This is a genomic window from Streptomyces sp. SAS_270 (assembly GCF_052543295.1).
The window spans coordinates 1-3,742 of sequence record NZ_JBMNDS010000168.1; the positions used below are offsets into that span (position 1 = coordinate 1).

Annotated in this window: 4 protein-coding genes and 2 pseudogenes; 2 read left to right on the forward strand and 4 right to left on the reverse strand. The window is 68.4% G+C overall.

Annotated elements, in window-relative coordinates; all coding sequences use genetic code 11:
• Positions 1 to 274: hypothetical protein (locus ACN6LB_RS45605; RefSeq protein ID WP_445031068.1), on the forward strand; the 274-nt coding region annotated here is incomplete at its 5' end.
• Positions 275 to 664: 390 nt separating this feature from the next.
• Here ACN6LB_RS45605 and ACN6LB_RS45610 read toward each other — a convergent pair.
• The 3 genes and pseudogenes from ACN6LB_RS45610 to ACN6LB_RS45620 form a co-directional block, all read right to left on the reverse strand.
• Entirely contained in the window at positions 665 to 874 is a 210-nt protein-coding gene (locus tag ACN6LB_RS45610) for a hypothetical protein (RefSeq protein ID WP_445031071.1), read from the reverse strand.
• 58 nt (positions 875 to 932) lie between these two features.
• Positions 933 to 1,334, reverse strand: a pseudogene (locus tag ACN6LB_RS45615) (class I SAM-dependent methyltransferase); the annotation flags it as partial.
• A 164-nt stretch (positions 1,335 to 1,498) separates the two neighbouring features.
• Entirely contained in the window at positions 1,499 to 1,933 is a 435-nt protein-coding gene (locus ACN6LB_RS45620; RefSeq protein WP_445031069.1) for a hypothetical protein, read from the reverse strand.
• Positions 1,934 to 2,108: 175 nt separating this feature from the next.
• Here ACN6LB_RS45620 and ACN6LB_RS45625 point away from each other — a divergent pair, with 175 nt between their 5' ends.
• Positions 2,109 to 3,308: a helix-turn-helix domain-containing protein gene (locus ACN6LB_RS45625; protein ID WP_445031070.1), complete on the forward strand. Its 1,200-nt coding sequence runs from the start codon at positions 2,109 to 2,111 to the stop codon at positions 3,306 to 3,308.
• 166 nt (positions 3,309 to 3,474) lie between these two features.
• Here the strand turns inward: ACN6LB_RS45625 and ACN6LB_RS45630 are convergent.
• Positions 3,475 to 3,742: pseudogene (locus ACN6LB_RS45630) on the reverse strand (hypothetical protein); the annotation flags it as partial.

The window sequence follows — 3,742 nt, forward strand, 5'->3', positions numbered from 1 at the left end:
GAACTCCGGCGAGTACTTGCTGGGTGGCGCCACTTCTTCCTCGTTTCCTGTTCAGGACAACCCTATTGGATCCCTGTCCGGAAACTTCGTGGCCCCTCACGGCCTGCTGCATATGCCGGTGCTCATCTTCCACTGGGGTGAATGGATCCCATTCGCCGGAGCCAGCATCTACCTGCTCTGGGAACTCGGCCGCACCAACAGCGCACTCGGCGAGCTCACCGACCTCTGGAACGAGCAGCGACAGGAGTCGGCTCGAAACCACTCCCTCCAGTGACACAACCGGTCGGCGGCTGCATGACGATTCCGCCGTCGGCCCAGAACACTCGCTTCTGGAGGGCTGCTGGCCACCCCTGCCTGTCCCGTCCGCCGAGGGAGCCAGCTCTCACCAACTCCCGGTGATACGTGCGGCGGGGACGCTCAGGTGCAAGGTTAGGCCACATTTTCCAACGTCAGTCAGCATGCCCAATGGCTGACCGGTCAGCGCGGCCAGGCCGTTGAACTGCTCCCCGCGTACGCGGGGATGGTCCCTTCGCGACGCAGCCCAGCAGGCCGCAAACCGCCTGCTTTTCGCGCCCGGATGGTCTCAACCCGGGCCGCAGCGCGACTATCGCAAATGCCTTCTTGGTGGTCCCGCAATGGGGTGTCTGGTCTTTGGAGTTGGCGGTCAGTTGTCGGGAGCGTGTGCTTCGACCATGAGTGTGCCGACGTTCTCGGGGTTGGGGGCGTCGAGTACTCGGGCGTTGATGTTGCGGTATCCGTGTCTGGTGAGGATGTTGGTCCATCCGTCGGGTTCGTATGCCCATCGGTAGATCCACGTTCGGCGCCCTTTGAATCCTGCTCCGTACATGCCCTGGATGCCGGTGGATCCGGGCACGGGGGGGGGCCTGGGAGAACACCAGGCGTCCGCCGGGTACGAGTCTGTTGTGGATCAGGGGCAACAGGGCCTCAGGGTCGGTGAACCAGAGGGCGCCCCAGATCGAATAGACCGCGTCGTAAGGCTCTCCGGGGCGGTCGAGGTAGTCGAGCACGTTGGCCTCGATGAAGCGGGCGCCGGCCAGATCGCCCCAGCGTTCGCGGGCCTTGGTGCACTGCACGGCTGAGAGGTCCACGCCGTGTGCTTGAACACCGTGGGTGGCCAGGGCGGCTACGGCGTTTCCGCGGCCGAAGCCGAGTTCGAGAGTAGTTTGCGGCTGGCCGAGGAGTTCGGCGCCGGGACCGTGAGTGTCGTACTGGGTCCAGCCGAACGCGTTTGCCAGCGCCTCATCCCGGTTCTCGTCGGCGACTCCCTGGGCGTAGTGGTCCCAGTAGGCGGTGTGATCGGTGATGGTCGGCATGGGGCTGCGGCCTCGTCGTGGGGAGGATGGGGCCGCCCACGCTACTGATCGCCGTCGGATGCCGTTTTTTCGCCCGTGCGGGTCGCTCGTGTCGCTGTGGCCGGTAAGGGCACAACGCAGGGCCGGAAACCGCACCGTGTGGTTTCCGGCCCTGCGCGGCCTGGTCAGTGGCAGTTGGATCCCGGCGTGCAGGGCGAGCACTTCGCCGCGTCCGCCTCCCACAGCGGGAGGTCGATGGCAAAGCCGTTGCCGGCGATGATCTGCGCGGTGCGCATCACGGTGCCATCGGCCTTGCGGTCGATCTCCGGCACATGCTCCAGGAACCCGCCGTTGAAGTGGCGTGCGCAGAACGCCCGGTAGTTGATGGTGTCCAGGATGAACGCGTGTACGTCGGTGTCGACCAGTGCGCCGCATCCGATCTCCAGGCCCTGCCCCCACTTCTCCATGGCGGTGATCAGGTAGGCGATGGCTTGGCCGAAGAGCCGTTCGGCCATCACCACGTCGAAGGGGTTGTCTCGTACGAGCAGTGCGATTTCCCGGTCCCACACCGCCGGGTCGACGAACGTCTTCGGGTCACGGATCTGGACTGCGGTTGCCATGGGTGGACTCCCTCGCTCGGGGGACGGTGCCTCACAGCACACTGCGCCCCCGCGGCCGCGGGGGAGTGAACTGCCGGACTGTGCAAGGCGTTTGCGCATCGTGCACACGCCGGTGACAGGCCCCCGGTGGGCTCGTAGCGTGGACAGACTGGGCCGTGCCAGGTCGGGGGGTGCGATGCGCGCACACGATCCGCTGTGGGCTTCTCCGCGTGTGCGGCGCCTGGTGGCGGCCGGCGACGCGGGATCCCTGGTGCGTCTGGGCCGCGAGGCGCGCGGCTGGAGGCAGGGGGATCTCGGCGACCGGGTCGGCTGCTCGGCCTCGACCATCTCGCGTCTGGAGCACCGGGCCCTCCCGGTCGACGTGGGGATGCTGCGGCAGATCGCGGACTCGGTGGGCATGCCTCGTGCAGTGTTGGGCGCGGTGCTGGGGCTGATGCCGCCGCGCACCACTACAGTGACCGCCCAAGCACGTGAGGAGGACGATCCGATGCGCCGTCGGGAACTGCTGGCCTGGGCCTCTGCGGCCTCGGTGCTGGGCTCGTCGCTTCCTGCGGCCGCTTCACCGGCTCCCGCCTCGCTTTCCGGTCTGGAGGACCTGTTGCTGTACGGGCCGCCGACGCTCGCCGTGGAGCCGACCGCCGAGGCCGCGGCACTCGCGGTCACCGCCTCCCGATCGGATGTGCTCGCCTGCCGGTATGACGCGCTCGCCCGTGCCCTGCCGCAGCGTCTCGCGCTCGCGCAGGCCTGCGGCGGCGAACCGGGGCAGCGCGCGAGCGCCGAACTGTTCGCCGTGGCGGCCCGGTTGTGCATCAAACTCGGTGACGACCGGCTGACAGCGATCACTGCGGACCGCGCCGTGTCGGCGGCGGCCGCGGTGGACGCGCCGCTGGTCCTGGCCGAGGCCCACCGGATGGTCTCCAGCGCCCACCGGCGCTACGGGCAGTACGGGCGGGCAGTCGCGGTCGCCGTACGGGCCGCCGACCGGCTCGGTGCAGCCCGCACCCCGGATTCCGCCGGGCGCCTGTCAGTTCAGGGCAACCTGCTCGCCACCGCTGCCTACAGCGCGGCCAAGGCGGGCGACCGGGACACCGCGCACACCCTGCTCGCCGAGGCCCGAGGTCGTGCTGCCGAGCTCAGCCACGACGGCATTCCCACCGCAGGCGCCGCCTACTTCGGTACGGCCCAAGTCGCCCTGCACGAGGTGTCGGTACACCATCTGCTCGGTGATGCCGGCGCGGCCGTCGAGCGGGCCCGCAGCATCGCCGCCACAGGAGACCTGCCGCGCGAGCGTGTGCATGCTCGCCGTGCGTTTGCTGCACCAGCCACGCCCCGTGCCCGGAGCGCGGGACTTTGCGCGCCGCGTGGCGCCGTCTGACGCCCGGACCTCAGCTGACATAGGCGGAGTGCCGTCACACGTCTTGGCGGCAGGCCAGAGAGCTATACAAGATGAAGGTTCTGCGGGAGGCGGTGTTGTGGACCGCGACACCGCCTGAGTGGCGCTGTTGGGCATTACGTCGAAGGGAAGATGGCGCCTACGGTGTCTACAGTGATGAGTCGCCCACGAAGGGCGCGAGCAGCTTGCCCAGCCAGCCCCCTTCTTCCGGCAAGAGTGCCCCGATCCTTGCTGCTCTCCGCACCCGCGGGGATGGTCCCAAGCCCAACCCCTCCTTGAAGAGGTCGGGGTAGAGGTACGGGAGCTCGACCGCGTCTCGGATCATCTCGATCTGGCCGCCCAGACCGCCGATCTGCTCGTAGCCGATGTCGGGGACCTCTTCGAGGACGAGTTCCTCGACCTCGCTCTTGGGAACG

Excerpts from the sequence above, each read along its gene's own strand:
- ACN6LB_RS45620 (WP_445031069.1), bottom strand. The coding sequence starts at position 1,933 with ATGGCAACCGCAGTCCAGATCCGTGACCCGAAGACGTTCGTCGACCCG.
- ACN6LB_RS45625 (WP_445031070.1), top strand. The coding sequence starts at position 2,109 with ATGCGCGCACACGATCCGCTGTGGGCTTCTCCGCGTGTGCGGCGCCTG.